Origin of the sequence: Nocardia cyriacigeorgica (genome assembly GCF_005863245.1) — a bacterium.
In the GTDB taxonomy this organism is placed as follows: Bacteria; Actinomycetota; Actinomycetes; order Mycobacteriales; family Mycobacteriaceae; genus Nocardia; species Nocardia cyriacigeorgica_C.
Genome location: NZ_VBUT01000003.1, coordinates 457,663 through 484,449, shown reverse-complemented (window position 1 = coordinate 484,449; position 26,787 = coordinate 457,663). Strand labels below are relative to the sequence as shown.

Sequence of the window (26,787 nt, the reverse complement as noted above, 5' to 3'; positions counted from 1 at the left end):
GATGCGACGCGGGATCAGCTGATGATCCGCCGGATGCGGACGGCGTCGACTCGGCCGGACCGCCCGGCCGTCGTCGGCGGGATCGGTTGCGCCGGCACCTCGAGACGGACCTGCGGCCGATGCCGGACGCGGTTCAGCCGAGTGCGCGAGTGAAGGCGCCGGCGAGCTCGGTCAGTTGGTCGTCGATCATGACGAACGGCGGGGACAGCTGAAGGGCGCCCGCACCGGCGGCGCGCGCGGAAACCCCTTGGGCACGCAGCGCTTTCACCATGGCGGGGGCTTCGGCGGGATCGGTCAGCTGGACGGCGGCGACGGCGCCGAGCCCGCTGCGGACCTCGGCGACCCTGGGATGGGCGGCCAGCGGCGCCAGATGGGTGTGCAGCGCCGATTCCAGGTGCGCGGACGCGGTGAGCAGGGATTCGCGTTCGATGATGTCGAGATTGGCCATGGCCGCGGCAGCCGAACCGGCGTGACCGCCGTAGGTGTAGCCGTGACGCCACCACACGCCACCGCGGAAGAAGGGCTCGGCGACCCGCGGGGCGATGAACACCGCGCCCATCGGCAGATAGCCGGAGGTCAATCCCTTGGCGGTGGTCATCAGATCCGGCTCGAGGCCGAAGCGGGTGGAGGCGAACCAGGACCCGCCGATCCGGCCGAAGCCGGTGACCACCTCGTCGACGACGAACAGGATGTCATGATCTCGGCAGATGCGGCGCACCTCGTTCAGATAGCCCTCGGGCGGCAGATACACCCCGCCGGCGCCGATGATCGGCTCGCAGAAGAACGCCGCGATGCGTTCGGCGCCGATCTCCTCGATCAGCGCCAGCAGGGCCTTGGCGTCATCCCATTCGACGGTGCGGGCGTCGGCCATCAGCTCGCCGTACCCTTCCCGGTTCGGCGCAAGGCCCGACAGGGCGGTGCCGGCGACATGCATGCCGTGATATGCGAGCCGGCGCCCGACGATGATCGACTTGCCCGGCCGGCCCAGCTCATGCCAGTAGCGGCGGGCCAGTTTCGCGGCGGTGTCGATGGAGTCGGATCCGCCGGAGGTGAAGAAGATCTTGCTGCCGGGCACCGGCGCGATGGCGGCCAGCCGTTCGGCCAGGTCCCGGGTGACGGGCGCGGCGAGATCACCGAAATTGGAGTAGTGGGCGAGCTGGGACAGCTGGCGGCTCACCGCGTCAGCGATCTCGCGGCGACCGTGGCCGACGTTGGCGAACCACAACCCGGCGGTGGCGTCGAGGTAGCGGTTGCCGGCTTCGTCCCAGATGTAGGCTCCCTCGCCCCGCGCGACGACAAAGGCGCCGTCACGTTCGACGGCGCCCATATCGGCGAAACCATGCCACAGTGATCCCATCAGGCGCTCCTCGGTTCGACGGCGGTGCGCCGTCCATCCTGCCAGCGCCGCGCGAGCCCGCCGAGCGCGACAACCGCCACCGCGAGCAGCGCGAACACACCGGTGAGCACGACCAGCCCGATGAACAGCGACACATACCCCTGTTCGCGCGGGTCGAGGAAGGGGTACGGATACCAGTCCACGAAGGGGCCGCGGATCAGCGTGTACGCGCCGTACACGGCCGGATAGATCAGCAGCGCTCCGAGCAGACGGCCGGTGAGGCCGAGAGCAACCGGGACCAGCACCCAGTCGAGCACCATCACCAGCGGCAGCAGCCGGTGCAGCACATCGTTGATCCAGCGGTCGGTGAGCATGACGTCGATGTTCGCCAGCAGCACCGCGTACACCACCCCGGTGATCAGCAGGTACAGCGCGCTCGCCCCGCGGATCGCCTGCCACCGGCGATCGGCCGGGTCGAACAGGGCACCGACCAGCAGCACCACCACGCCGAGCACATTGGATTGGATGGTGAAGTAGCTGAAGTAGTTGACGGTGGAGAATCCGGACTCACCGAGATTGCGCAGCGGAATCCAGGCCAGCGCCACCACTCCCAGCACACCGAAAGCAAGTCGCAGCACCCGAACCCACACCGGTGCACCCGAGCTGGTGATCATGGGCCTGATGGTCGCATATGAACAGTCGATCGACTCGGCGAATCGCGGACGCGCACACCGACGGCAACCTGCCGGACCCCGACGCGAGGCCCGCTCGCCCTGAGGCATCGGTTCCACCGGGTGCCGGTCCACCGAGCTCGCACTGCTCCGGTTCCTGTGGATCGCGCCTCATGTCCGCGCCGGAACCTGGCACAGACGCCGGCCCGGCTCACCGGAGAACTGCGACGCCGGCATGCCCGCCACCGCGCGTGTGTCTCCGGTCACCTCACCCGCAAACGGCGGCTCGATGAGCTGGCCGTCCGCTGTGTTCGGCTGGCGTCGGGCGGAAAACCGGAGGACCGCCGCAGACTGCGTCCATTAGGCTGGATGCCGCAATGACCAGGACCGCAACCACCCCGCGTGAGCTTCGCAACCGCCTGGCCACCCTCACCCTCCGCGACGAGCACCGGCTGCGCAGGCAGCTCGACCGCGCACGCGGCGGTGATCTCGGGCGCATCGAGACCGAGATCGCGGTGGCCGAAGCGCGGATCGAGAACCGGCGGTCCGCCGTACCCGAGATCCGGTATCCGGAACAACTTCCGGTCACCGCCCGCCGCGACGATATCGCCGCCGCCATCGCCGCCCACCAGGTCGTGATCGTGGCGGGTGAGACGGGTTCGGGCAAGACCACGCAGATCCCGAAGATCTGCCTCGAGCTCGGACGCGGTATCCGCGGCATGATCGGCCACACCCAGCCGCGCAGGCTCGCCGCCCGCGCGGTCGCCGAACGCATTGCCGAGGAACTGGGCACCGAACTGGGCGACGCCGTCGGATACACCGTCCGCTTCACCGATCAGGCCGCCGAACACACCCTGGTCAAGCTGATGACCGACGGCATCCTGCTCGCCGAGATCCAACGCGACCGGCTGCTGCGCAACTACGACACGATCATCATCGACGAGGCGCACGAACGCAGCCTCAACATCGATTTCCTGCTCGGCTATCTCAAACAGTTGCTGCCGCGCCGGCCCGACCTGAAGGTGATCATCACCTCCGCCACCATCGATCCGGAACTGTTCGCCCGCCATTTCGCCGACGCCGCCGGGACACCGGCACCCATCGTCGAGGTGTCGGGCCGGTCGTACCCGGTGGAGATCCGGTATCGGCCGCTGGCGCTGCCGGTGCCCGCCGCCGACGAGGACGACGAGGACCGCGTCCTGGACCGCGATCCCGTCGACGCCATCGGTGACGCGGTGACCGAGCTGTTCGCCGAGGGCGACGGCGATGTGCTGGTGTTCCTGTCCGGTGAACGCGAAATCCGCGATGCCGCCGACGCCCTGCGTGAGCTGAAACTGCCGCGCACCGAGATCCTGCCGCTGTATGCGCGGCTGTCGGCGGCCGAGCAGCATCGCGTCTTCGCCCCGCACACCGGCCGCCGTGTCGTGCTGGCCACCAATGTCGCCGAGACGTCTCTGACAGTCCCTGGCATCCGCTACGTCGTCGATCCCGGCACCGCACGGATTTCGCGGTATTCGATGCGCACGAAGGTGCAGCGGCTGCCGATCGAGCCGATCTCGCAGGCCTCGGCGCGTCAGCGGTCCGGGCGCTGCGGGCGTGTGGCCGACGGCATCTGCATCCGGCTGTATTCCGAGGACGATTTCGAATCACGTCCGCTGTTCACCGATCCGGAGATTCTGCGCACGAATCTGGCGGCGGTCATCCTGCAGATGACCGCGCTCGGCCTCGGTGACATCGAGAAGTTCCCGTTCGTGGAGCCGCCGGATTCGCGGGCGATCCGCGACGGCATCGCACTGCTCGAGGAGTTGGGGGCAATCGCCCGCCGGGCCGCGCCCGCGGGCAGCGGCCGCCCCGCAGCAACCGATGGCACCGAGCCCGCCGAACTTGCCGACAGCGGCACCGAGCCCGCCGACGCCGGCGAGCCCGCCGGATCGGCCGCGCGTGCGGACCGATCGCGGGGACGCGGACGTGGATCGCGTCGCCGAACCGAGGACGACGGCGGCCTGGCGTTGACGCCGATCGGCCGGGAGATGGCGCGCCTGCCGGTGGATCCGCGGATGGCGCGGATGCTGGTGCAGGCCCATCGCGACGGCTGTCTGGCCGAGGTGCTGATCATCGTGGCGGCGTTGTCGATTCAGGATGTGCGCGAACGGCCGGCCGATCAGCAGCAGGCCGCCGACACCAAGCACGCGCGGTTCGTCGTCGAGAATTCCGACTTCCTGGCGTACCTGCGCCTGTGGGACTACCTGTCGGTGCAACGTAAATCGTTGTCGTCCAATCAGTTCCGGCGCATGTGCCGCGAGGAGTTCCTGCACTATCTGCGCATTCGCGAATGGCAGGATCTGCACGGGCAGCTGCGCACCATCACCAAGGGTCTGGGCTGGTCGGCGCACAGCGACGGCAGCGCCCATGCGGCCGAACCGCCGCGCGCGGCGAAGACAGAGGGGCGCGGCAAGGCATCGGGCACACCGGCGAAGGCTGCCGTCATCAGCGATGATGACACGCTCCCCTGGGATGTGACCGCGATCCACCAGGCGCTGCTGGCGGGCATGCTGTCGCATATCGGCGTCCGGGAGGCCGAATCGCGCGAGTTCCTCGGTGCGCGCGGCGCGAAGTTCATGATTTTCCCCGGCTCGTCGCTGGCGAAGAAACCGCCGCTCTGGGTGATGGCCGCCGAACTGGTGGAGACCTCGCGGCTGTGGGGCCGCATGGCCGCGCGGGTGGAACCGGAATGGGCCGAACGCCTGGCCGGCGATCTGGTCAAACGCACCTATTCCGAACCGCATTGGTCGTCCAAGCGCGGTGTCGCCCGCGCCTACGAACGCGTCACCCTCTACGGCGTCCCCCTGGTGACGCGCCGCCCCGTCGATTACAGCCGCATCGACCCGGTCGTCTCGCGTGAGCTGTTCCTGCGCCACGCCCTGGTACAGGGGGAATGGCAGACCCATCACGAGTTCTTCCATCGCAACCGTGAACTGCTCGACGACGTCGCCGATCTCGAACATCGCGCGCGCCGCCGCGACATCCTGGTCGACGACGAAGTGCTGTTCGAGTTCTATGACCGGCGGGTGCCCGCCGACGTCGTCTCGGTCCGGCATTTCGACAGCTGGTGGCGTACCGCGAAGCGCACCGATCCCACGCTGCTGGATTTCACCGCTGACACCGTCGTCAACGAGGGCGCGGCACCACTGGACCCGACCGATTTCCCGGACGCCTGGCGCCAGGGCGAGCTGAGTTTCCCGCTCACCTATCAGTTCGAGCCCGGCAATGACGATGACGGCGTCACCGCACGGATCCCGGTCGCGCAGCTGGCGCACGTCCGGGCCATGGGATTCGACTGGCTGGTGCCCGGCATGCGCGAGGAGCTGGCGACGGCGTTGATCAAGACGCTGCCCAAGAACCTGCGCCGCGCGGTGGTACCAGCACCCGATTTCGCCGCGGCGGCGCTGGCGGCGCTGACCCCGCGGGCCGAACCGCTGCGCACCGGGCTGGCCCGGGAGCTGTCGCGGCTGGGGTCGGTGCCGATCGCACCGAGTGATCTGGACCCGTCGGCATTGCCCGACCATCTGCGGATGACCTTCGCCGCCGTCGACACCGACGGCACGGTCCTGGCCCGCGACAAGAACCTGGCCCGGCTGAAAACCCGGCTGTCGGAACAGGTGTCGGAATCGGTCGCCCGCGCCACCGCGGGCGCCGAGCGCGCCCCGGCGGTCGTGTGGACCGCCGAATCGCTGGGCACGGTGCCGGCGACGGTGAAGCGGGAGGTCGCCGGGCAGACCATCACCGGGTATCCGGCGCTGGTCCCCGAGGACGAGGGTGTCGCGGTGCGGGTGCTGAGCTCACCCGCCGAGCAAGCCACCGCCATGCGGGCCGGCACCAGGGAGCTGGTCCTGCGTGCCATACCGACCTCGCTGCGCACGGTCACCGCCGGCCTGTCCCCCGCCGACCGCCTGGTGCTGAGCCAGAACCCCTACGGTTCGCTGGACGCGCTGGTCGCCGATTGCCGGGCGGCCGCCGCCGACGAACTCATCGCCGCAGCCGGTGGACCGGTGCGCAGCCCGGAACAGTTCGAGGCGCTGGTCGCGAAGGTCCGGCCGGAGCTGGCCGGTGCGGCCGCGCGGATGGTGCGTCTGGTGGTGCCGGTGCTCACGCAGGCGCACCGCGTGTCGACGGCCTTGACCAACGCCACCGACGACGACATCGCCGACGATGTGCGCACGCAGCTCGCGGATCTGGTGTTCGACGGATTCATCTCCGAATGGGGCAGCGCGCGACTGCGTGAACTGCCGCGCTATCTCCAGGCCGCGGTGGTTCGGCTGGAGGCGCTACCCGGTTCGGCGGTGCGCGACCGGCAGGCGATGGCCGAGGTGGACACCGTGCTCGCGGCCTACGACCGGCTACTGGCCGGGTTGCCCGAACCGCGCAGGCACGCGCCGGAGGTGGTCGAGATCTGGTGGATGATCGAGGAGCTGCGGGTCAGCTTGTTCGCGCAGAAGCTCGGCACGCCCTATCCGGTGTCGGCCAAGCGAATCCAGAAGGCGATCGGCGCCATCCGCCGTTAGGTGCGAAGCCCGGACAGCCGTATTCACGTGTGCGGTTTCCGGCCGCCGGTGTCGTGCCCCATGAATTCGTGGCGGCGGATTACGGGGCGCGCCCAGTGGCTCCGGGCGGTCTAGCGTGATCGGTGTCCCGCGGTCGGCGGAGGGCACACCCGCCGCCGCGCCGCTCCCACCCGATCAGCCGGGTGATGTGTCATGAGGAAGTGGTGACCATGCGAAAAGCTCTCGCCGGCATCGGAATCGGGGCAGGTCTCATGCTCGCGACCACGCTGGGCGCCGGGCCCGCGGCTGCGGAAGCGCCGGCACCGGTGGCCTCGCCGTCGAACCTCACCATGTGGCTGCGCCCGCTCGCGAGCCTCGTCGGCTCCGGTTCGGTGACGATCTGCCCGGGCCAGGCCATGGGCAGCTTCGGCTGCTCCTGCCCGCCGGGCATCTGCCTCTGAGCGGCGTGAGGCTCAGTCGCCGGAGCCGACGGACGCGGCGCGCGCCTGGCGCATGCCCTGGATCTCGCGTTCGAAATCCTCGGCCGAGGTGAAGGAGCGGTAGACCGAGGCGAACCGCAGGTACGCCACTTCATCGAGATCGCGCAGCGGACCGAGGATGGCCAGTCCGACCTCATGGCTCGGAACCTCCGGCGACCCCTTGGCCCGGACGGTGTCCTCCACCTGCTGGGCGAGCAGGTTCAGCGCGTCGTCGTCGACCTCGCGGCCCTGGCAGGCGCGGCGCACCCCGCGGATGACCTTTTCCCGGCTGAACGGTTCGGTGACGCCGCTGCGTTTGACCACGGACAGGATCGCGGTTTCGACCGTGGTGAAGCGCCGCCCGCATTCCGGACAGGAACGTCTGCGGCGGATCGCCGCGCCTTCATCGGCCTCGCGCGAGTCGACCACCCGGGAGTCAGGGTGCCGGCAGTACGGGCAGTGCATCCGAGATCCTTCGTCGATGCGTACGCTCGCGTCCGGATCGACGGCCGATCGGGGCCTGCCATCCGGCGAGCGCATGGGCCGGGACGGTGCCCGGCGGCGGGTACACCCGTGGTGAACTCCGGTATACCCGCACAGCACTTCGAGAATACCCGCGTGGGGTTCGCCTCGGTGCTGCTCACCCCAGGAGCGCACCGGATGGTTATCGGCGTCAGCCGCTCAGCTGCCACTGGCTGGTCATATCGGCGAGGACATCGGGCAGACGCTGGAGCAGGCGCCCGCGCGCCAGCTTGTCCCAGAATGGCTCGGCCAGGACCGCGGCCGCCAGGGACGGGTCGGACTTCATGTCGATATGGCGCGGCACCAGGTCGCCGGTGATGTAGGCCCAGCGGGCGTCACGGTCGGCCCAGTTCCAGTTCGGCAGCGGCGTGCGCAGAGCCAGCGTGCGGCCACCGGCCGCGACGGTGACGGTGGCGGGCCCGAAGACGCCGGGAGCACGCACCCCGGGAACGCCCGCCTTTCCGGCGACGGTGCTGACGTAGGTGAGCACACGCCCCATCGAGCCACGCCCGGTAGCGGTGACGTCCCACTGGTCGGCGACCACATGGTTCTGTTCGCGGTCGGTCATCCGGATCAGCGCGTCGACGAATCCGGCGCGGGTCCCCGACGCCACCGAATGCCAGGCGGTGCGCAGGCCGTCATCGAGGATTCCGGCCCGGTGCATCTCCTCGATGCCCGCCAGTCCTTCGGCGAGGTAGGCCTCGTGCATCGGCACCAGGTCGACGAAGATGTGCTTCTGCATGGTCATCAGCCGGATCTGGTACCAGACCAGGTCATCGGCCGTCAGGCGCGGGCCTTCGGTGGCGAGCAGATGGATATCGGCGGGTAATCCCCGCACCAGCTCCTCGGGGGTGTGACGCAGCAGGTCGGCGACGGCGTTGCCGAGCTGGTGGATGGCGGGGAGGTCCACCATCCGGCCGACATCGCTCATGTCGAAGTAGCCGGAAGCGAAGGAGCCGCCCGCGATTCCGGCCAGCGCGGCCCACCAGAATTCCGGATGCTGCGAGGCCAGGCGCAGGTAGTTGACGTAAACCTGGTTGAAGATTCGCTCGCCCGCGGCCGGGCCGCGGCTCGGATCCCAGGCCGCGAGCTCGATGTCCGCGTTGTCGGTCGCGACGACAAGCCAGTACTGGTGCAGCAGGGTCGCGTAGCGATCGGGTGCGATGCCGTCGGCCCTGGCCTGGTCGAGTGCGGTGCGCAGGGCAGTCGCGTCCAGTGGCAGCGCGGGATTCAGGCCACCGGCACCGGAGCCGTCATCGTTGGCGGCCGGCAGATCGAGGTAGGCCGCATAGGCCGGCGCCGCCTGCGCGGCCGGAAGCGCGGCGAGCACGAACACCGTGCAGATGAGGACGACTGCGGTCCTGGCGAGGAACCGGAAACGAACTCCGGCGGTGTGCTGATGCGTCATGCGGTCCCGGTTCGGTTGTCGGCAGCGTTGCCTGGATCAGGTGTTCAGCACAGTAGCAACGTGTTTCAGTTGACGATCAACATATTCGGCCACCCGTCGTGACCGTTCTTCGATGCCATCACATGACATCGTGAGCCGGTCTGTTCACACGGCGCTGCCTCGCCAGCACACACCCGAACTGCACCGGCGCCAGCCACGGCGCTCGGCGCTGTCGATGCCAACACAGCGTCCACGTGGTGAACCCTTCGGCGTCGGAGGCCGATATCGACGTGCTCACCAGCTCCGAGCAGCGGCGAGGCGGGTGGATCGGAGCGGGTCGCGGCCACGAGCGTTCGCGCGCTCGGCATGGTCGCAGTCGCGGGCGAGGCGCATTTGGCGCGATGCGCAGCCTTCAGCGCGGCGCATCGGCCGGAACACCGTCCGGCAGGAGCGCCGGTTCGACGATGGCAGGGCCCTGCGGATGCTGCTGCGGGGCAACGGACTCCGCCCGTAGGTGCGCGATGCCGATCAGCGCCGTCACCACCAGCGCGCTCAGCAGAGCGGAGATCGCCAGCACCGCGAACCCGACCTGGGCCTGCTCGACCCGTTGTGCGGAGTCCGCCGGATATCCAGCGGGAGCGAGCCGGATGGGCCGAGAGTCGTAGCGCACCACTCCCGCTCGCGGTCCGGCGCCGCGCGGGCGCCGTTCGGCAGGCCGGTGGATCGCCTGCCGAGTGCGCAGGGCGCCCCGGGCCGGGCGGACGCGGACAGCAACGGACTCGCGCCCGCCGGCCCCGTCTTCGACGGCCCCGGGCTGCGACCGCCTCGGGGTTGCTTGCGCTTCATCGCCGGTATCGGGAACGAGGTCGCGCCGCGCTGCCGGCGCCACGGACCCGCTCGCCACCGTGTCGATATCGCTGATCGCTGTGCTCATCGGACAAACCTCCGTGGTGATACCCCGTCGTTGCTGTCATAGGCCGCACCTCGCGGCGCCCGGCCGCCCTACCTGCGGACTCACCGTCCGCCTCGACCCTCATTCGATCACATGTTCGAAGAACTGATGTTCGATTTCTACCACGGCGCACCGACAAAGTCAGTAGAAACGCCGGACATGCTCGAACAGATGTTTGATACATCGCGCCGACCGGACTAGATTCGGAGGACGACATCGACTCCCGGTACGGCGCGGTCGAGCCGGGCACCGACACGAAAGGGCGGCAACGGTGAGCCAGACAGACGGCACGGGCGACGGGAGCGGTCTCGGCACCGAAACAGCCGGGACCGCAACGGATCTCACCGTGCGTCAGCGGAAGGTGCTGGAGGTGATCCGCACTTCGGTGAGCGAGCGCGGTTACCCGCCCAGCATCCGCGAGATCGGCGACGCGGTCGGACTCACCTCCACCTCCTCGGTGGCGCATCAGTTACGCACTCTGGAACGCAAGGGCTATCTGCGTCGCGATCCGAACCGTCCGCGTGCGGTGGACGTCCGGGGCCTCGACGAAGCCGTGCGCGCCGTGACCAGCCTGTCGGCGGTGGGCGCGGAGACCACCGGCGACGACCTCGCAGCCGACGCCGATCGTCCGGTACCGACCTTCGTTCCCGTGCTGGGCCGGATCGCCGCCGGTGGCCCGATCCTGGCCGAGCAAGCCGTGGAAGACGTTTTCCCGCTGCCCAAGGAACTGGTCGGCGACGGATCGCTGTTCCTGCTGAAGGTGGTCGGCGAGTCCATGGTCGACGCGGCCATCTGCGACGGCGACTGGGTGGTGGTCCGCCAGCAGAATGTCGCCGAGAACGGCGATATCGTCGCAGCCATGATCGAGGGCGAGGCCACGGTGAAGACGTTCAAGCGCACCGGCAAGGACGTGTGGCTGATGCCGCACAACCCGCATTTCGAGCCCATCCCCGGTAACGACGCCCAGATCCTCGGCAAGGTCGTCACCGTCATCCGCAAGATCTGAGTCGCGATGATCAGGGTCCCGGCGGGCGCGTGATGATCGACGCGGCCGTCGGGAGCACGGATGCCGGCAGCCCGGGGCTGGTCTGGTACGCCAGTTATGGCTCGAATATGAATCCGCGTCGCCTCGACTACTACCTGCGTGGCGGCGCGCCCAATGGCGGGGTGATGACGCTCCCGGGCTGCCGGGACCCGAGCCCGCCGCTGCGGTCGGTGCCGCTGCTGCTGCCCGGTTTGCTCTACTTCGCCACCGAATCCGCCATCTGGACCGGCGGGCGCGCCTTCTACGACCCGGACATCGCCGACCACACCGCCGCCCACGCCTACCTGCTCACCGCCGCCCAGTTCAGCGATATCGCCGCGCAGGAGATGTACCGCGAACCGGGCACGGACCTGGATTTCACGCTTGTGCTCGGCACCGGACGCGCCCGCTTCGGTCCTGGCCGCTACGAAACTCTCGTCCACGCAGGGACCCGGGACGGCTACCCGATCCTCACCTTCACCGCGCCGTGGGGCCGCCACGACGTCCCCGGCAACCCGCCCGCCGCGGCCTACTTGCGACACCTGGCCCACGGACTGATCGCCTCGCACGGCTGGACGATCCTGCGCACCGCCACCTATCTCGCCTCCCGGCCCGGCGCCGACCTCACCTGGACCACCGAATCGGTGGTCGGATTGCTGAGCGACGAGACCCTCTCACCACCATCGGATCCCGGCCAGAGCATCGCCGATGCGCCCCCTCGAGGAAGCCGGGCCCGGATCGAGCCGCCGCCAACGCGATAGTGCAGCGAGCGGGACGATCGGGGCCAGGAATCGCGCGCCGGGCCCCGGCCAGCTTCAGGCCGGTGCCATGCCGCGGCACACGGTCGTCGCCCTTACCTCGCCCGCTCCCCCAACGCTGCCGAGATCTTCTGTGCGCCCGCCTGAATCGCGGCGATATACCCCGCCCGCTCCTGCGGGCCGACCGCGGGCAACAGCGGACCGATCTGCACCTCATAGGGTGCTGCCGCGCCGTCGAACACCGGCGCGGACAGGTAGCTGACCGGCAGCGCCTCCCCCGAGGCGATATCGGCGGCGGTGTAGGGCCGCGCGGTCAGCCGCGACAGCTGGCGCAGCACCCGCGACCGCAGCCGGGGTTGCAGCACCTCGGCACCGACCGCGCCGAGCAGATCGGCGAGCACGTCGACCAGTCCGGCATCGTCGGCATCGGGGCGGAACACCGCGTAGCCGTTGTCGGCCACGAACCGAAGCAGCGCCGGTGCCGCCCGCCGGGCCGGGCCGGATACCGTCGCCAGCCAGGCGCGGCGTTCGGCTTCCGCACGCCACGGCATCACCGCCGCTCCGGCCGGATAGGCCAGCGGAAGCGATTGCCCCACACTCAAACCGGGCACCACCCGCTCGCCCGAATACTGCTTGGCCACCACGGTCAGCCGGTCGCTGTCGATCCGGCTGAGGGTGGCGCCGCAGCCGGCGGCCGCAGCCAAGGCGGCCAGTTCGGCCTGGGCCGGGCCGACGTCGTCACCGGGCGGCACCGGCGCCAACCTCGCCAGCGCGGGTCCCGGCCGGTACCTCAGGTCACCGTCACGGCGAACCCATCCCGCATCGGCGAGTTCAGCAAGGACGGCCGTGACGGTGGCGCGCGCCAGCGACAGCGCCGCCGCGATCTCCGACGCGTTCATCGCCCGCTCGGATTCGACCAGCAGCTCGACCACCGCGATCACGCGACGGGTCGGCGGTGACCCTGATACCGACATCGCAACCCCTTGTCGCCGGACGCGCAGCGCCCTACACTGCATCGACTATTCGCCGAATAGTAGTCGAATATTCGACACAGGAAAGGAAGCGGCGATGATTCTGGATCGATTCCGGCTCGATGGCCGGGTAGCGATCATCACCGGCGCGGGACGTGGTCTCGGCGCCGCGATCGCCCTCGGATTCGCCGAAGCGGGCGCGGATGTGGTGATCGCCGCACGCACCGAAGCAGACCTGCGGGCGGTCGCCGCCCAGGTGGAGGCGACCGGCAGACAAGCGCATGTCGTGGTGGCCGATCTCGCCGATCTCGACGCTGCGGCCGCCCTCGCCGACGCGGCCGTCTCACAGTTCGGCCGCCTGGACATCGTGGTGAACAACGTGGGCGGCGCGATGCCGAAACCACTGCTGGACACCAGCGCCGCCGAACTGGCCGAGGCGTTCACGTTCAACGTCGGCACCGCGCACTCCCTGGTGCGGGCCGCGGTGCCGAAGATCCTGGAGACAGCGGGCACCGGCTCGATCATCAACATCACCTCTACGATGGGTAGGCTGCCCGGCCGCGCCTTCGCCGCCTACGCCACCGCGAAGGCCGCGCTTGCGCATTACACCCGCAGCGCCGCCATGGATCTGTGCCCACGCATCCGGGTGAACGCCATCGCGCCCGGGTCGATCCTCACCTCGGCGCTGGCTGTCGTGGCCGGCAACGACGAGATGCGCGGCAAGCTCGAACAGGCCACGCCGATGCGCCGCCTCGGCGACCCCGCCGATATCGCCTCGGCGGCACTGTTTCTCGCCTCGCCCGCGGGCGAGTTCCTGACCGGCAAGGTGCTCGAGGTCGACGGCGGTCTCATCGCACCCAATCTCGACATCCCCCTTCCCGATCTGTGAGGTGACGACCATGGTCTATCGCGTAGTGCACTGGGGCACCGGCAATGTCGGGCGCCACGCCCTCGCCGGCGTGCTCGACGATCCACGCCTGGAACTGGTGGCGGTGCGGGTCTCCGGGCCGGACAAGGAGGGTAAGGACGCGGGTGAACTCGTCGGAGCCGCCCCGACCGGCATCACGGCCACCACCGACACCGGGCGGATCCTCGCGCTGAAGCCCGACTGCGTGGTCTATACGGCCATGACCGACAACCGGCTGATGGAGGCCCTCGAGGACCTGCGGACCTTGCTCGCGGCCGGCATCAATGTGGTGGCCAGCGCGCCGGTGTTCTTGCAGTACCCATGGGATGTCATCCCGGACGAGCTGCTGGTGCCGGTGGAAAAGGCCGCGGCGGCGGGCAATGCGTCGCTGTTCGTCAACGGCATCGACCCCGGCTTCGCCAACGATCTGCTGCCCATGGCGTTGCTGGCCACCTGCCGCCGCGTCGATCAGGTGCGGTGCCTGGAGATCGTCGACTACTCGACCTACGACAATCCCGCGGTCATGTTCGACATCATGGGCTTCGGCAAGCCGATGGACGAGACGCCGTTGCTGTTGCAGCCGGGTGTGCTGTCGCTGGCCTGGGGCAGTGTGGTCCGGCAGTTGGCGGCGGGCTTGGAAATCGAACTCGACGCCGTCACCCAGACCTATGAGCGCATCCCGGCTCCGGAGACTTTCGAGATCGACTCCGGGACCATCGAGAAGGGCACCGCGGCCGGGCTGCGGTTCGAGGTGTGCGGCATGGTGGGCGAACGGGCCGTCACGGTGCTCGAACACGTCACCCGGTTGCGCGCCGATCTCGCGCCGGACTGGCCGCAACCGGCCCGTGCGGGCGGCTCCTATCGCGTGGAGGTCACCGGCGAACCGCATTACACCCTGGACCTGGCCATGTTCAGCGATAACGGCGATCACAACCACGCCAGCCTGGTCGGCACGGCCATGCGCCTGGTCAACGCGATCCCGGCCGTCGTCGCCGCGCCGCCGGGAATCCGCACTACCCTCGATCTGCCGCTGATCACGGGGGCAGGCCTGGCATCCCGTACCTGACGCCGACGGCGGTCGAATCGGCGAGGGCCCGAAACCCTCGCCGCTGACACATGTGCCTTCCGCACACCGTGCCGAAGATCGCGGGCCGTCATCTCGCCGCGGCCCGGCTGCCCACCACTCGATGCGGGCTGGAGACGGAAACCGCCCCGCCCCACCGTGATCGGCAGGACGAGGCGGCGGATCAGCACGCGGCGTTCGCGGGAATCAGGCCAGTTTCAGCGACCGGCCGATGATCTCCTTCATGATCTCGGTGGTGCCGCCGTAGATCGTCTGGATGCGAGCGTCCATGTACGCCTTGGCGATCGGGTATTCCTTCATGTAGCCGTAGCCGCCGTGCAGTTGCAGGCAGCGGTTGATCAGGTCGAGCTGCTCCTCGGTGCTCCACCACTTGGCCATGGCGGCGTCTTCGGGAGAGAGCTTGCCCGCGTTCAGGTCTTCGATGAAGCGGTCGACCATGATGCGCACGGCGGTGGTCTTGGTGGCCAGTTCGGCGAGCACGAAACGGGTGTTCTGCAGGGCACCGATCGGCTTGCCGAAGGCCTTGCGGTCGCGCACGTACTGGCAGGTCATCTCGAGGCAGCCCTCCATGGCGGCCGCCGCCATCACGGCGATCGACATGCGCTCCTGCGGCAGGTTCTGCATCAGGTGGATGAAGCCCATCCCCTCGGTGCCGAGCAGGTTGGCCGCGGGCACCCGGACATCGTTGAAGCTCAGCTCGGCGGTGTCCTGCGCCTTCAGGCCGATCTTGTCCAGGTTGCGGCCACGTTCGAAGCCCGGCATACCGCGTTCGACGACCAGCAGGCTGAAGCCCATCGCGCCCTTGTCGGGGTCGGTCTGGGCGACCACGATGACGATGTCGGCGTTGATGCCGTTGGTGATGAAGGTCTTGGCGCCGTTGAGCACCCAGTCGTCACCGTCGCGCACCGCGCGGGTCTTGATGCCCTGCAGGTCCGAGCCCGTGCCCGGTTCGGTCATCGCGATCGCGGTGATGATCTCGCCGGAACAGAAGCCGGGCAGCCAGCGCCGCTTCTGCTCATCGTTGGCCAGCTCCAGCAGGTACGGCGCGATGACGTCGTTGTGCAGCGAGAACCCCAGGCCGGAGTACTGCCCGCGCACCGTCTCCTCGGTGATCACCGCATTGTAGCGGAAGTCCTTCACCCCGCCGCCGCCGTACTCCTCCGGCACGGCCATGCCGAGGAAACCCTGCTTGCCCGCCTCGGTCCACACCGACCGGTCGACGATGCCCTGCTCTTCCCATGCCGCGTGGTTCGGCGCGACGTGGGTGTCGAGAAACTTGCGGAACGACTCCCGGAACAGGTCGTGCTCGGGTTCGAACAGTGTGCGCTCCACACCAACCTCCTAGTGACCACACGAACCGGTCCGCACCGGTCCGTCGTTGTCACCCACCGTACCCGGAATGAGAATGGCTGTTCACTTCACTCCCCGAATTCGTTGCCTCACCTGCTCGAGTACCGGGGCCGAAGATGATCAAAGGAGATTCACGACAAACGAAAACGCCGCAGCCGGTCGATCGCGCCGGAGGCGAACGCGGTCAGGTCCCCGCGTACCCGCCCGGCCAGGGTGCGACCGGCGTCACGGTCGCGTTCGGCGAACAGGAACCGCAGCTCCTCCTCCAGGCTCTTGCGCACCACGGCCCGCAATTCCACCGCCGCGGCACCGAGATCGGGGGCGTCACGCCAGGGCGCGGGATCGATCGGTGCGCCCGCGGCGAAGTAGAACCGCTCCGGGCGTGGCAGCGGGGTGGGGCCGATGCCGCGCACCAGGGGCGGGGTCAGCTCACGGTTGATGCCGAGCGCTTCGACCACCCAGCGCAGCGGCCGCAGCACCGGGTGATCGCCGTCGACGATGATGTCGTAGGCGTCGTCCACACCGATCATCGCAACCGGCACGATGGGCGCGCCCGCCTCGATCGCCATCCGGGCGAACCCGGTGCGGCCCTCCCATTTGAGGTGGTACTTCTCGTTCTTGCGGCGCACGGCTTCACGCCCGCCTCCAGGAAAGACCATCACGGCCTCGCCGCGTTCCAGCAGCGCCAGGCAGTTCTGCCGGGTGCCGCGCACCGAACCGTAGTGGTGCAGCAGGTGGCGCACGCCGGGCACCGCGATGAGCACGTTCTCCGCGAGCCCGCGAATCAGCCTGCCGCGCCGGCGCAGCACCTCCGGCAGCAGCAGCGGCGCGTCGATACCGCCGAGCAGATTGTGATTGCCGACCAGCAGCACCGGGCCCTCGGCCGGGATGTTCTCCAGGCCGTAGAACCGCGGGCTGGTCCATGCGCGCAGCGGGGCGAGCAAGGTCTCGATGACGCGCAGGTCGGTATCGCTCAGCGATACCGTCAGCGGCGCGCCGTCGCTGAGCACAACGGTTTCGCCCGTGGCCCCGGCCTCTTCGGACAGAGCACCAGCTCCTTCGGGCAGAGCACCGGCCCCCTCGGACAGAGCACCGGCCGGCCGATCATCGGAATCGGCCGAGCCGGAACGGTCGTGCGACATGAACCCTCCTGATGTCGATTCGATGACGATAACGCAACGAAATCGACTGTGTCGCATCGGATATGCCGTCAGCGGCTGACCTGCGACATTGTTCACGTGCCGGAAACCCGGCGGTTTTACGCCCCGTCGCCCGCGGCGGTGCCCGCGTGCGCGTACTCCGACAGCGCTGCGGCCAGGGCCTGCGGGACGTGCGCGTGCACCCGAGTGCCGGATTCTTCGTGGCTGGAGCTGTCGATCCGGCCGTCGGCGTGGATGCGGGCGAGCAGGTCACCGCGCGTGTAGGGCAGCAATACACTGACCTCGACATCGAGGCCGCCGAGTACCTCGGCGAGCCGGTCGCGCAACTCGTCGATGCCGGTGCCCTTGTGCGCGGAGACGAACACCGCCCCCGGCAGCAGTGCGCGCAGCCTGGTGAGCTCGACCGGATCGATGGCGTCGATCTTGTTGACCACCAGCAGTTCCGGCGGTGCGGGCGTGCCCGATTCGCGAATCACGTCGGTGACGACCTCGCGCACCGCCTTGATCTGCTCCGAGGGCATGGCGTCCGAGCCATCCACCACGTGCAGCAGCAGGTCGGCGCCGGTGACCTCCTCCAGGGTGGAGCGGAAGGCCTCGACCAGCTGGGTCGGCAGATGCCGGACGAACCCGACGGTGTCGGTGAACACGACCTCGCGGCCGTCGTCGAGTTCGGCGCGACGGGTGGTCGGGTCGAGGGTGGCGAACAACGCGTCCTGGACCAGCACACCCGACCCGGTGAGCGCGTTCATCAGGCTGGATTTGCCGGCGTTGGTGTAGCCGACGATCGCGACCGACGGGATGCCGCTGGAGGTGCGCCGCGAACGCATGGTGTCGCGCGCGGTCTTCATCTCGCGGATCTCGCGGCGCAGCTTGGCCATCCGTTCCCGGATGCGGCGCCGGTCGGTCTCGATCTTGGTCTCACCGGGACCGCGCAGACCCACACCGCCATTGCTGCCGGCCCGGCCACCGGCCTGACGCGACATCGACTCACCCCAGCCGCGCAACCTGGGCAGCATGTACTCCATCTGGGCCAGCGCGACCTGCGCCTTGCCCTCGCGGGAAGTGGCGTGCTGGGCGAAGATGTCCAGGATCAAGGCGGTCCGGTCGATCACCTTGACCTTGACGACCTTCTCCAGCGCGGTGAGCTGGGCGGGGGTGAGTTCACCGTCGCAGATGACGGTGTCCGCGCCGCTGGCGAGTACCACCGAGCGCAGCTCGTCGGCCTTACCGGAACCGATGTAGGTGGCCGGATCGGGGCGGTCGCGACGCTGGATCAGCGCCTCGAGCACCTCCGAACCCGCGGTTTCGGCGAGCGCGGCGAGTTCGGCCATGCTGGCTTCGGCGCGCGCGGCACTGCCTTCGGTCCAGACCCCGACCAGCACGACCCGTTCCAGGCGCAGCTGGCGGTACTCGACCTCGGTGATGTCGGTGAGCTCGGTGGACAGCCCGGCGACGCGGCGCAGCGCGCTGCGGTCCTCGAGCTGGAGTTCACCGGTGGTGGGCTCGGGCGCCCAGCCGCCGCGGCGGCTCGGTGTTGCGTCGGCGACGTCGTCGGTGCCGTCGAAATCGGCGCCGTCCACGTCGTCGGCGCCGTCGTACAGATCGCTACCGTTGGTCATATCGAAAGACTCTGAATTCCTCATACACCATCTATGCTGCCACGAAATCCCAGGACAGCGCATATGGTTATCCGCCGGCGCGGTCCGGTCACAGGGTTTGCCACCACTCGGCGGCGATCCGGCCGGTCGCCACCAGCACCGATGGGCCGCGCAGCCAAGCCAGGCCGCGGTCGAGCCCGACCGATACTTCGCCGCCGGGAACCCGGACGGTCACCTCGCCGGTGTCGTCGGCGATCCGGAAACCACCAGCGGCCAGGGCGGCGGCCGCGGCGGCCACCGTCCCCGTGCCGCAGGAGCGGGTCTCGCCGACGCCGCGTTCGTAGACGCGCATATCGACCGCACCCGTCGAGTCGAGGGCGGTGACTAGTTCGATGTTCACCCCGTGCGGGAACAAGTCCGGGTCGTAGCCGGGGGCCACGGTCAGATCGAGCTTCGCCAGCGCGTCGGCGCTGAGTTCCGGGTCGACGCAGGCCAGGTGCGGGTTGCCGACGTCGATGCCGATGCCGCTGTAGCCCCAACCGGCCACGGTCGCGGTCGATGCGCCGAGCTCGCGGACCTCGCCCATGGCGACGGTGACCTCCCCGTGTACCGGGCCTGCGGAGTGCACCGTCACCGGACGCGCGCCGGCGCGGCTGCCGACGACGAACTCCGCGCGCGTCTCCAGCCCCGAGGCGGCCAGGTAGTGCGCGAACACCCGCACACCGTTACCGCACATCTCGGCGATCGAGCCGTCGGCATTGCGATAGTCCATGAACCAGTCCTGGTCGCCGACGCCGTCGGGCAGCTCGGCCAGCACGCCCGCGGCCTGCAACGCACCGGCCCGCGCGACCCGCAGCACACCGTCCGCGCCGAGGCCACGTTGCCGATCGCACAGCGCCGCGACCCGGTCGACGGTGAGCTCGAGTCGCACTCCGGGGTCGGGCAGCACCACGAAATCGTTCTGGGTGCCGTGGCCCTTGGTGAACTCGATGCTGTCGGTGTCTGGCACGTGCCGGCCGCCTCTCGTCGTGGTCATCTGGCAAACGTCCGGCGTTGCCGGGAAATTTCGTACAGCGCAACCGCCCCCGCCGACGGCGCGCCCAGCGAGCTGGCGGTCCCGCCCATGGGGATGTCGACGATATCGTCGCAGGCCTGCGCCCAGGCCGCGCTCATCCCACTGGTCTCGTTGCCGACCACCAGGATGGTGGCCTCGGTGAAGTCATGATCGAACACCGCGTGCGAACCGCCTTCGTCGGTGCCGACGATGCGGGTGGGGATGCCGCGATTCACCTGCCGGTCGCGGAAGGCGAGAATCTGGGCGGGCCCGGCCGTGCGCAACACCGGCACCGCGAACAGTGAGCCGGTCGAGGCCCGCACGGCCTGCGGGTCGTACTGGTCGGCGCCGTGACCGGTGACGATCACCGCGTCCGCGCCGAACGCGTCGGCCGAGCGGATCAGCGTCCCGAGGTTTCCGGGCGAATTGGGCCGGTCGAACACCACGACCACCGGCGCGTCTCCGGGTTCGCCCGGTTCGAAGGTGTCCAGTTCGAGGATGCGTTGTTCGGCCACGGCCACGACCTCCGGCACACCGCCGGACTTCTCCCCCAGATCGGCCATCAGCTCCGGCACCAGGCCCACCTGCGGCACCTCGCTGGTCGCCAGCAGCTCGCGCGCCCAGCTCGACAGCTCCGGCCCGCCGAGCCGGTACAGCAGCGTCTCCAGCGGCCAGTCGTTGGCGACGGCCTGGGTGATCGGGCGCACGCCCTGCACCAGGAACCGGCGGTCACGATGACGCTTGGTGCGATTGTTCAGGTAGGCCTGCCACACCTGCACGGAGGCATTGCGGGTACTGACGCGTCGGGTCACTGCGGGGTCCGCTCCTCGGAGTCGATGCCGGTGCTCGGCTGATTCGTGGCGGCGCTGGCGTCGGTCGTGGCCGGCCCGGTGCTGGGCGTGCTCGCCTCGGTCGTGGCAATGCCCACGTCGGTCGCGCCGGTGCTCGTCTGGGCGGTCGCCGCATCGGGTTCGGCGGTGGCGAGCAGCGACGCGACTGTAGCGACCAGGTCCGGATCGGCGCCGTCGGCCCAGCGCACCCGCTGATCGCGCCGAAACCAGGAGCGCTGCCGACGGACGTAGCGGCGGGTGCCGATGAAGGTCCGTTCCTTGGCGTGGGCGAGGTCGTATTCACCGTCCAGATAGGCCAGCACCTGGGCATAACCGATGGCGCGGCGGGCGGTCTGACCGTCGCGCAGCCCCCGCTCGACCAGCCCGCGCACCTCCTCGACCAGGCCGGTATCGAACATCAGGTCGGTGCGGCGGGCGATGCGCTCGTCGAGTTCGGCGGTCTCCCGGTCCACGCCGATGATGACCGTGCCCCAGCGCGGACGCCCGATCACCGGGGCCGACGCCGCGAACGGCTTTCCGGTGAGTTCGACGACCTCGAGCGCGCGCACCATCCGCCTGCCGTCGGTCGGCAGGATGGTCGCCGCGGCGGCCGGGTCGGCGGCGCGCAACGCCTCGTGCACGGCTGCGACGCCGCGTTCGGCGAGCAGTGCCTCCCACCTGGCCCTTACCTGCGGATCGGTCGCGGGGAAGTCCCACTGGTCCAGCAGCGCCTGCACATACATCATCGAACCACCGACGATGACCGGCGTGTGCCCGCGGGCCATGATCGCCTCGACATCGGCGGACGCGGCGGCCTGATAGGCGGCCACGGTCGCGGTGTCGGTCACCTCGAGTACGTCGAGCTGATGGTGCGCAATGCCGCGGCGCTGCTCCGGCGGCACTTTGGCGGTGCCGATGTCCATGCCGCGATACAGCTGCATCGCGTCGATATTGACGATCTCGCCGTCGAGGCGTTCGGCCAGCTCGAGCGCGAGATCGGATTTGCCGGTGGCGGTCGGGCCGACCACGGCGATCGGAGTGGGCGATGGCGTCACCGCTGATCGGCTCCGCTGTCCGGGCGCCACATGCTCACCTGGTAGCCGACGCCGAAAGGTGCGTCCTGGTAGCGGGTGTCCACCGCAGGCGCGGCCGGATCGGCGGCGAAGAGCCCGGCCAGCACCTGAAAGGCGGCCCGGCCGCGCATGCCGACCTCGGCGCAGGCGAGCGGATCCAGGGCGAGCAGCCCGTCACGATCGCCCGCGCTCAGGGCCTTCTCCAGCGCGGCCTGGCGGTCAGCGGCGCGCGGATCGAAGTACCCGGGCGCCGAAGTGGACAGCGTGCTGGCTCCGTCGGCGACCACCAGCACACCCTGCGGCTGCGAGTCGGCGTCCAGTTCCGCGCGCAGTTTCGCGCCGAGTTCCGCGCACTGACCCGCGGGGGTGCCGGCATCGACGATCCGGGCCTGGGCGAGCGCGCGCGGCGCGGCCTGTTCCCGCAGCCAGGCCCCGATGAGCACCGGCAACGGCAGATCCGGGTCGGCGCTCTCACCTGACGGTGCGGCACCGCCGAGGCCGACGGCGAGGTCGACGCCGAAACCACGGAACGTGCCGACCGTGTCCGGCCCGGCCACCCGGTCACCGGAGCCCACACCGACCACCGTCCAGCGCGAGGCCACCGCCGCCAGCTCGGCCGCGGCGGCCAGCGCCGCCGCGCGCACCTCGTCGACCGCCGCACCCGCGCCGAGACCACCACAGAGCTCGGGAACCAGGATCGGCGGCGAGGGAACCAGGGCCGCAAGACAGAACACGCCGTCAACGGTAGTCGCCCGCCCCTGCGGCCCAGCGCCCTGCCAGTCCTCGTGCGCCACCATGGGTTCGAGTGTCTCTGCCGGAAACCGGGCTGCAATTGCTAGTGTTCGAGGTACTCCAACCCAGGTCATCGCGGGTCGGGGTCCGTGGCGCCACACCGCGGTGCGTGCTCGATCGATGTGGTTTCCAGGGCTCGGACCGGGTTCAATGGGATGAGCTAGGGCGTAACCAGGCAGCCGTGACGCGCGGCAGGGACGAGGAGCAATGACCGACAGCAACGGAACCGCGAAACCCGGCCCCGGCACCACCCCGCGACCGTCCGGAATGCCGAAACCCGGCGGCTCTCCCCACCCCAAACCGCACGCGGTCAAACCGGCGCCCGGCGCGTCGCATGAGCACCCGCACCCCGTCATCGTCCCCACGGTGACCGATCCCAGCGAATGGGGCCGCGTCGACGAAGACGGCACCGCCTGGGTCAAGACCGCCGACGGCGAACGCGTCGTCGGATCCTGGCAGGCAGGCGACGCCGCCGAAGGGCTTGCGCACTTCGGCCGCCGCTTCGATGATCTGGCCACCGAGGTCGCGCTGCTGGAAGCCCGGCTGGCCGCGGGCGCCGATGCCCGCAAGACGAAGGCCGCGGCGTTGGCGATCGCCGAATCGTTGCCGACGGCCGCCGTCATCGGCGATATCGACGGGCTGGCGCGCCGGTTGCAGGCCATCGCCGAACACTCCGAGGAAGCGGCCGCGCACGCCAAGGAGGAAAAGGAGCGCGCCCGCCACGAGCACACCGAGCGCAAGGAGGCGCTCGCCGCCGAGGCCGAGCGCATCGCCGCCGAATCCACCCAGTGGAAGGCGGCAGGTGATCGGCTGCGCGAAATCCTCGAGGAGTGGAAGTCCATCCGCGGGGTGGATCGCAAGGTCGACGACGCGCTCTGGAAGCGGTACTCGAAGGCTCGGGAGGCGTTCAATCGCCGTCGCGGCGCCCACTTCGCCGAACTCGACCGCGAACGCGCCGCCGCCAAAACCCGCAAGGAAGAGCTCTGCGCACGAGCCGAGGAGCTGTCCGGGTCCACCGATTGGGCAGGCACCGCCGCGGTGTTCCGGGATCTGCTGGCCGAATGGAAGGCCGCGGGCCGCGCGCCACGCGAGGCCGATGAAGCGCTGTGGCGCCGGTTCAAGAGCGCCCAGGACGTGTTCTTCGCCGCCCGCAATGCCGCCGCCTCCGAACGGGACGCGGAATTCGAGCAGAACGCCGCCGCCAAGGAAGAGCTGCTCGCCGCCTACGCCCATATCGATCCCGCACACGGGCTCGACAACGCCCGCGCCGCGCTACGCGAACTGCAGGACAAATGGGACGCCATCGGCAAGGTGCCGCGTGAGCGGATGCAGGAGCTGGAGGGCAAGCTGCGCGCCATCGAGAAGCGCGTACGTGAGGCCGCCGACGCGCAGTGGCGGCGCACCGATCCCGAGGCCATGGCGCGGGCCGCGCAGTTCCGCGAACGCGTCGCACAGTTCGAGGAGCAGGCCGCCAAGGCGACGGCAGCAGGGAAGACCCGAGATGCCGAGAAGGCACTCGAGCAGGCCAAACAGTGGCGGGAATGGGCCGAAGCGGCCGAGGGCGCGGTCAGCAACCGCTGACGGCGAGAGCTAGGACAAGGCGCACCCGGGCAAAGTTCCGGGTGCGCCTTCTCGTTGAGGGGCGCCGGGTGACACCGGCGTTTCCAATCTGACGGTGAAGGGCGAATCGAGCGGAGCTGCGATGGCGTCGCAGAGGCCGGCGGCGCCGATCAAACCCGCATGGCCGCTTGACGCTGAGCCGATCTCAGGAGTCGTCGCCCTGCAACCGGCGCCGCTCCCGCTCCTCCTCGGCGGCGGCCGCGATACGGCGCTGTTCCTCGGCGGCCAACTGCAAGGCCGTGCGGCTCCAGACCACGCGGACCCAGTGGAAGGTCAGCACCACCGCGGCGATAGTGCCGATCACCAGGCCGATACCCGGACCGGCACCGATGTAGTTGTTGAGGCCCGGGGTCTGCCGGTGCCAGATCGAGAACACGCCGAACGCGCTGGCGATCGCCGAGCCGGCCACCGCGATCCAGGCCAGCACCCAGCGCCGGGTCATCAGCGCCAGCAGCGAGAACCCGATGCCGAACACCACCACGAACCAGACGAAGATGCGCGAAGGCAGACCGATGTGCTCGGTCGAGGCGACATCCGAGCCGAGCAACACATCGAACCCGCGCGCCGCGCCCGCATGCGAGAGCACCAGCGATACCAGCAGGGCGAACACGGCACCGGCCACCACCATGGCGCGCACACCCGGATCGATCTCGCCGGCGATCCGGCGCTCGACGGCGTCGAGATCGTCGCGGAACTGTTCGAATTCGTCAGTCTGCTCGACCGAGCTCACGGGATCCTCGTTTCCTTCGGCTGCGTCTTCGGGTTCGGGGGTCGGTTCGGCGGCGCCGTCGCCGGGCCGTTCGGAGGCGGATCGGGACGAGACGCTGGCGGATGCACCAGGGGCACTGGCATCGTTGTCGACCGACCTTGCTGACTCGCTGGGCGCAGCCGCCCCGGCACCGTCGCCGCGCGCTCCGGTCGAGTCGTCGCCACGCGCTCCGGTCGAATCGTCGCCGCGCGCTCCGGTCGAATCGTCGCCGCGCGCTCTTGTCGAGTCGTCGTCGCGCGGACCGGCCTGGTCCCCGCTGGGCGGGCTGTTATCCGGGCCGTTCCCGGTCTCGCCGGAACGGTCCGCGTCGCCGGGATCGCGAGGGTCCTGGCTCATGTCCCGCATCCGGTGGCGCAGCCTGCGGCCGCGACCGGTTCCGGGGCGGGGGCGCCGATCCGCGGCAGGCCGAGGCCGACGCCGATGGGTTCGGTCTTGGGGGTGGTACCGCGTTCGTGGGCGTCGCCCGCCCGGGTGCGGCGGTGGGTGCGCAGGGGGGCGTCGGCGATCAGGTGGTGCGGTGCCGCGCCGGTGATGTCGACGGTGACGATGTCGCCGGGGCGGATCGGATCGGCGGATTCGGGCCGGAAATGCACCAGCCGGCCGTCGCGGGCCCGTCCGCTCATCCGCGCGGTCGCCGCGTTCTTCTTGCCCGCGCCCTCGGCGACCAGCAACTCCACTTCGGTGCCGATCAGCGCACGGTTGGCCTCGAGCGAGATCTCTTCCTGCAGGGCGATCAGCCGGTCGTAGCGTTCCTGTACGACCTGCTTGGGCAGCTGATCGGGCATATCGGCGGCCGGGGTGCCGGGCCGCTTGGAGTACTGGAAGGTGAACGCGCTGGTGAACCGCGCCTGCCGGACCACCTCGAGGGTCTGTTCGAAATCTTCCTCGGTCTCGCCGGGGAAGCCGACGATGATGTCGGTGGTGATGGCGGCGTGCGGCATCGCGGCCCGGACCTTCTCGATGATGCCGAGGAAGCGGGCCTGGCGGTAGGAGCGGCGCATCGCCTTGAGCACCCGGTCCGAACCGGATTGCAGCGGCATGTGCAGCTGCGGGCAGACGTTCGGGGTCTGCGCCATCGCCTCGATGACGTCGTCGGTGAACTCGGCCGGATGCGGCGAGGTGAACCGCACCCGCTCCAAGCCCTCGATGCCGCCGCAGGCGCGCAGCAGTTTGGCGAACGCGCCACGATCGCGCGGCTGCTCCGGGTCGGCGAACGAGGCACCGTAGGAGTTGACGTTCTGGCCGAGCAGCGTCACCTCGAGCACACCCTGATCGACCAGCGCCTGCACTTCGGCGAGCACGTCACCGGGTCGGCGGTCGACCTCTTTGCCGCGCAGCGAGGGCACGATGCAGAAGGTGCAGGTGTTGTTGCAACCGACCGAGATCGACACCCAGCCCGCGTAGGCCGATTCCCGCTTGGCGGGCAGCGTCGACGGAAACGCCTCGAGCGATTCGAGGATCTCCACCTGGGCCTCGTCGTTGTGCCGGGCGCGTTCCAGCAGCACCGGCAGCGAGCCGATGTTGTGTGTGCCGAACACCACATCCACCCAGGGCGCCTTGCGCACCACGGTGTCGCGGTCCTTCTGGGCCAGGCAGCCGCCGACGGCGATCTGCATGCCCGGACGCCCGGCCTTGATCGGCGCCAGATGGCCGAGAGTGCCGTAGAGCTTGTTGTCGGCGTTCTCGCGCACCGCGCAGGTGTTGAACACCACCAGGTCGGCCGTCTCACCCGCGGCCGCTTTTACATAACCAGCATCCTCGAGCAGGCCGGACAAGCGCTCGGAATCGTGCACGTTCATCTGGCAGCCGAAGGTGCGGACCTCGTAACTGCGTGCGTCCGTCTGCGCCGGGACCAGGGCGGGATGCGCTACTGCCTGTCCGATCGAATCCACCCGTCCAGGGTACGGGC

At 69.6% G+C, this 26,787-nt stretch carries 22 protein-coding genes; 7 read left to right on the top strand and 15 right to left on the bottom strand.

The window, feature by feature from the left end:
* Positions 1–133 precede the first annotated feature (133 nt).
* The gene (locus tag FEK34_RS08775) at positions 134–1,357 is read right to left on the bottom strand and encodes an aspartate aminotransferase family protein (RefSeq protein ID WP_138447320.1); all 1,224 of its coding nucleotides are present in this window, start codon (positions 1,355–1,357) and stop codon (positions 134–136) included.
* Positions 1,357–2,010: a Pr6Pr family membrane protein gene (locus tag FEK34_RS08770; RefSeq protein ID WP_138447319.1), complete on the bottom strand. Its 654-nt coding sequence runs from the start codon at positions 2,008–2,010 to the stop codon at positions 1,357–1,359. The genes FEK34_RS08775 and FEK34_RS08770 overlap by 1 nt, the downstream gene beginning before the upstream one ends.
* 374 nt (positions 2,011–2,384) lie before the next feature.
* On the opposite strand from FEK34_RS08770, the gene hrpA reads away from it, so the two are divergent.
* Both hrpA and FEK34_RS08760 read left to right on the top strand, forming a co-directional pair.
* The gene (gene hrpA / locus FEK34_RS08765) at positions 2,385–6,569 is read left to right on the top strand and encodes an ATP-dependent RNA helicase HrpA (protein WP_138447318.1); all 4,185 of its coding nucleotides are present in this window, start codon (positions 2,385–2,387) and stop codon (positions 6,567–6,569) included.
* Positions 6,570–6,778: 209 nt separating this feature from the next.
* Positions 6,779–7,009 (top strand): hypothetical protein, encoded by a 231-nt coding sequence (locus FEK34_RS08760; protein WP_171048099.1) that lies wholly within the window; start codon positions 6,779–6,781, stop codon positions 7,007–7,009.
* A 12-nt stretch (positions 7,010–7,021) separates the two neighbouring features.
* Here the strand turns inward: FEK34_RS08760 and nrdR are convergent, their stop codons facing one another.
* The 3 genes from nrdR to FEK34_RS08745 all read right to left on the bottom strand — a co-directional run bounded on the left by nrdR (position 7,022) and on the right by FEK34_RS08745 (position 9,870).
* Positions 7,022–7,492 carry a transcriptional regulator NrdR gene (gene nrdR / locus FEK34_RS08755; protein WP_036538050.1) on the bottom strand — a complete coding sequence of 157 codons (471 nt, stop codon included), beginning with the start codon at positions 7,490–7,492 and terminating at the stop codon, positions 7,022–7,024.
* A gap of 208 nt (positions 7,493–7,700) precedes the next feature.
* On the bottom strand, positions 7,701–8,957 hold the full coding sequence (locus FEK34_RS08750) for a hypothetical protein (protein ID WP_138447316.1): 1,257 nt from the start codon (positions 8,955–8,957) through the stop codon (positions 7,701–7,703).
* A gap of 391 nt (positions 8,958–9,348) precedes the next feature.
* A complete protein-coding gene (locus FEK34_RS08745; RefSeq protein WP_138447315.1) occupies positions 9,349–9,870 on the bottom strand; it encodes a hypothetical protein in 522 nt (173 codons plus the stop codon).
* 289 nt (positions 9,871–10,159) lie between these two features.
* Here FEK34_RS08745 and lexA point away from each other — a divergent pair, with 289 nt between their 5' ends.
* Together lexA and FEK34_RS08735 are read left to right on the top strand one after the other, a co-directional pair.
* Positions 10,160–10,894 carry a transcriptional repressor LexA gene (gene lexA / locus FEK34_RS08740; RefSeq protein WP_171048098.1) on the top strand — a complete coding sequence of 245 codons (735 nt, stop codon included), beginning with the start codon at positions 10,160–10,162 and terminating at the stop codon, positions 10,892–10,894.
* A 107-nt stretch (positions 10,895–11,001) separates the two neighbouring features.
* The gene (locus FEK34_RS08735; protein WP_249358886.1) at positions 11,002–11,673 is read left to right on the top strand and encodes a histone deacetylase; all 672 of its coding nucleotides are present in this window, start codon (positions 11,002–11,004) and stop codon (positions 11,671–11,673) included.
* A 92-nt stretch (positions 11,674–11,765) separates the two neighbouring features.
* On the opposite strand, the gene FEK34_RS08730 is transcribed toward FEK34_RS08735, so the two are convergent.
* Complete coding sequence (locus FEK34_RS08730) at positions 11,766–12,644, bottom strand: helix-turn-helix domain-containing protein (protein ID WP_171048097.1); 879 nt, start codon at positions 12,642–12,644, stop codon at positions 11,766–11,768.
* Positions 12,645–12,738: 94 nt separating this feature from the next.
* Between FEK34_RS08730 and FEK34_RS08725 the strand changes: the two genes are divergently transcribed.
* A complete protein-coding gene (locus tag FEK34_RS08725; protein WP_138447314.1) occupies positions 12,739–13,530 on the top strand; it encodes an SDR family oxidoreductase in 792 nt (263 codons plus the stop codon).
* Between the two features lie 10 nt (positions 13,531–13,540).
* Positions 13,541–14,614 carry an NAD(P)H-dependent amine dehydrogenase family protein gene (locus tag FEK34_RS08720; RefSeq protein ID WP_138447313.1) on the top strand — a complete coding sequence of 358 codons (1,074 nt, stop codon included), beginning with the start codon at positions 13,541–13,543 and terminating at the stop codon, positions 14,612–14,614.
* Between the two features lie 204 nt (positions 14,615–14,818).
* Here FEK34_RS08720 and FEK34_RS08715 read toward each other — a convergent pair whose 3' ends face one another.
* The 7 genes from FEK34_RS08715 to FEK34_RS08685 all read right to left on the bottom strand — a co-directional run bounded on the left by FEK34_RS08715 (position 14,819) and on the right by FEK34_RS08685 (position 22,431).
* A complete protein-coding gene (locus FEK34_RS08715) occupies positions 14,819–15,964 on the bottom strand; it encodes an acyl-CoA dehydrogenase family protein (protein WP_138447312.1) in 1,146 nt (381 codons plus the stop codon).
* A 149-nt stretch (positions 15,965–16,113) separates the two neighbouring features.
* On the bottom strand, positions 16,114–17,124 hold the full coding sequence (locus FEK34_RS08710; protein ID WP_249358884.1) for a lysophospholipid acyltransferase family protein: 1,011 nt from the start codon (positions 17,122–17,124) through the stop codon (positions 16,114–16,116).
* Positions 17,125–17,240: 116 nt separating this feature from the next.
* Entirely contained in the window at positions 17,241–18,761 is a 1,521-nt protein-coding gene (hflX, locus tag FEK34_RS08705) for a GTPase HflX (protein ID WP_138447311.1), read from the bottom strand.
* Positions 18,762–18,849: 88 nt separating this feature from the next.
* Positions 18,850–19,731 (bottom strand): diaminopimelate epimerase, encoded by an 882-nt coding sequence (gene dapF / locus FEK34_RS08700; RefSeq protein WP_138447559.1) that lies wholly within the window; start codon positions 19,729–19,731, stop codon positions 18,850–18,852.
* 41 nt (positions 19,732–19,772) lie between these two features.
* Entirely contained in the window at positions 19,773–20,606 is an 834-nt protein-coding gene (locus FEK34_RS08695) for a TrmH family RNA methyltransferase (protein WP_138447310.1), read from the bottom strand.
* Positions 20,603–21,679, bottom strand: a complete 1,077-nt coding sequence (miaA, locus tag FEK34_RS08690; RefSeq protein WP_249358882.1) for a tRNA (adenosine(37)-N6)-dimethylallyltransferase MiaA — start codon at positions 21,677–21,679, stop codon at positions 20,603–20,605. The genes FEK34_RS08695 and miaA overlap by 4 nt, the downstream gene beginning before the upstream one ends.
* Positions 21,676–22,431 (bottom strand): hypothetical protein, encoded by a 756-nt coding sequence (locus tag FEK34_RS08685; protein ID WP_138447558.1) that lies wholly within the window; start codon positions 22,429–22,431, stop codon positions 21,676–21,678. Before FEK34_RS08685 ends, miaA begins: the two co-directional genes overlap by 4 nt.
* A 265-nt stretch (positions 22,432–22,696) precedes the next feature.
* Here FEK34_RS08685 and FEK34_RS08680 point away from each other — a divergent pair, with 265 nt between their 5' ends.
* Entirely contained in the window at positions 22,697–24,070 is a 1,374-nt protein-coding gene (locus FEK34_RS08680; RefSeq protein ID WP_138447309.1) for a DUF349 domain-containing protein, read from the top strand.
* A gap of 184 nt (positions 24,071–24,254) precedes the next feature.
* Here the strand turns inward: FEK34_RS08680 and FEK34_RS08675 are convergent, their stop codons facing one another.
* A complete protein-coding gene (locus FEK34_RS08675) occupies positions 24,255–24,839 on the bottom strand; it encodes an Rv2732c family membrane protein (protein WP_138447557.1) in 585 nt (194 codons plus the stop codon).
* A gap of 371 nt (positions 24,840–25,210) precedes the next feature.
* Positions 25,211–26,770, bottom strand: a complete 1,560-nt coding sequence (gene miaB, locus FEK34_RS08670) for a tRNA (N6-isopentenyl adenosine(37)-C2)-methylthiotransferase MiaB (RefSeq protein WP_171048094.1) — start codon at positions 26,768–26,770, stop codon at positions 25,211–25,213.
* Positions 26,771–26,787: the final 17 nt, after the last annotated feature.

Excerpts from the sequence above, each read along its gene's own strand:
- FEK34_RS08775 (WP_138447320.1), bottom strand. The coding sequence starts at position 1,357 with ATGGGATCACTGTGGCATGGTTTCGCCGATATGGGCGCCGTCGAACGT.
- FEK34_RS08770 (WP_138447319.1), bottom strand. The coding sequence starts at position 2,010 with ATGATCACCAGCTCGGGTGCACCGGTGTGGGTTCGGGTGCTGCGACTT.
- hrpA (WP_138447318.1), top strand. The coding sequence starts at position 2,385 with ATGACCAGGACCGCAACCACCCCGCGTGAGCTTCGCAACCGCCTGGCC.
- FEK34_RS08760 (WP_171048099.1), top strand. The coding sequence starts at position 6,779 with ATGCGAAAAGCTCTCGCCGGCATCGGAATCGGGGCAGGTCTCATGCTC.
- nrdR (WP_036538050.1), bottom strand. The coding sequence starts at position 7,492 with ATGCACTGCCCGTACTGCCGGCACCCTGACTCCCGGGTGGTCGACTCG.
- FEK34_RS08750 (WP_138447316.1), bottom strand. The coding sequence starts at position 8,957 with ATGACGCATCAGCACACCGCCGGAGTTCGTTTCCGGTTCCTCGCCAGG.
- FEK34_RS08745 (WP_138447315.1), bottom strand. The coding sequence starts at position 9,870 with ATGAGCACAGCGATCAGCGATATCGACACGGTGGCGAGCGGGTCCGTG.
- FEK34_RS08735 (WP_249358886.1), top strand. The coding sequence starts at position 11,002 with ATGAATCCGCGTCGCCTCGACTACTACCTGCGTGGCGGCGCGCCCAAT.
- FEK34_RS08730 (WP_171048097.1), bottom strand. The coding sequence starts at position 12,644 with ATGTCGGTATCAGGGTCACCGCCGACCCGTCGCGTGATCGCGGTGGTC.
- FEK34_RS08725 (WP_138447314.1), top strand. The coding sequence starts at position 12,739 with ATGATTCTGGATCGATTCCGGCTCGATGGCCGGGTAGCGATCATCACC.
- FEK34_RS08720 (WP_138447313.1), top strand. The coding sequence starts at position 13,541 with ATGGTCTATCGCGTAGTGCACTGGGGCACCGGCAATGTCGGGCGCCAC.
- FEK34_RS08710 (WP_249358884.1), bottom strand. The coding sequence starts at position 17,124 with ATGTCGCACGACCGTTCCGGCTCGGCCGATTCCGATGATCGGCCGGCC.
- hflX (WP_138447311.1), bottom strand. The coding sequence starts at position 18,761 with ATGACCAACGGTAGCGATCTGTACGACGGCGCCGACGACGTGGACGGC.
- FEK34_RS08680 (WP_138447309.1), top strand. The coding sequence starts at position 22,697 with ATGACCGACAGCAACGGAACCGCGAAACCCGGCCCCGGCACCACCCCG.